The organism is Synechococcus sp. R6-10, assembly GCF_047461815.1.
Taxonomy (GTDB): domain Bacteria; phylum Cyanobacteriota; class Cyanobacteriia; order Thermostichales; family Thermostichaceae; genus Thermostichus.
Map to the genome: position 1 here is coordinate 1 of NZ_JANSHW010000292.1, position 674 is coordinate 674.

2 protein-coding genes are annotated in these 674 nt (G+C 63.4%); both read left to right on the plus strand.

What is annotated here, in order from left to right:
• The coding region (locus NW837_RS08915) for a FlgD immunoglobulin-like domain containing protein (RefSeq protein WP_414330791.1) at positions 1-370 on the plus strand (370 nt) is incomplete at its 5' end.
• 46 nt (positions 371-416) lie between these two features.
• The coding region (locus NW837_RS08920; protein WP_414330794.1) for a hypothetical protein at positions 417-674 on the plus strand (258 nt) is incomplete at its 3' end.

A 674-nucleotide genomic window follows, 5' to 3' on the forward strand; every position in this document is an offset into this window, starting at 1 on the left:
TGAGTACCGCTTCGTATCCACAGGGCGCACGCGCTTGCAGCTCACCGTCGAGCGCGCCGCGCGAACGGGCGCACTGATTACCAGCGTGAATGTGGGCAGCGCAGGGCGCGGCGCGAACAGCGTGTCCATCTCGTATGTGCTGGCGGATAACGCGCAGACCAGCATCCAGATCCTTGGCTCGGATGGGCGCACGATTGCAAGCCTGCATCGCGGACGCGCGGCGACTCGCGGGGTCAACACAATTGCGTGGAACCTGCGCGACGATCAAGGGCGCGCTGTGCCTCCTGGAACCTATCAGGTGCAGGTCGAGGCGCGCTCGGAAGACGGGCAAACCGCGCGCGCCGTGCGACCGCTGGTGCTGACCCGATAACGCATCTGGGCTGGGGCTACCCCCCAGCCCACCTAAAGGAGGCGCAATGGTGAGAACTTACTGGGCAGTAATTATCGCATGCCTGTCGCTCGGATGGAGCGCTGCACAGACGCGCGAGCTGGTGCTGTTCCCGTTTGCACAGGGCGCAGCGGTGCAGCCGACTGACGAGTTCAGTGTAAATGTCGAGGCGCTCAACGCCCTCTACGCACAACTCAAAGAGATTCATGGCATCTATGTGCTACGGTTCCGTGAGACGAACCCATCCATCACCCGCGCAGTGGAGGAGAACCGCATTCGGCGCGAC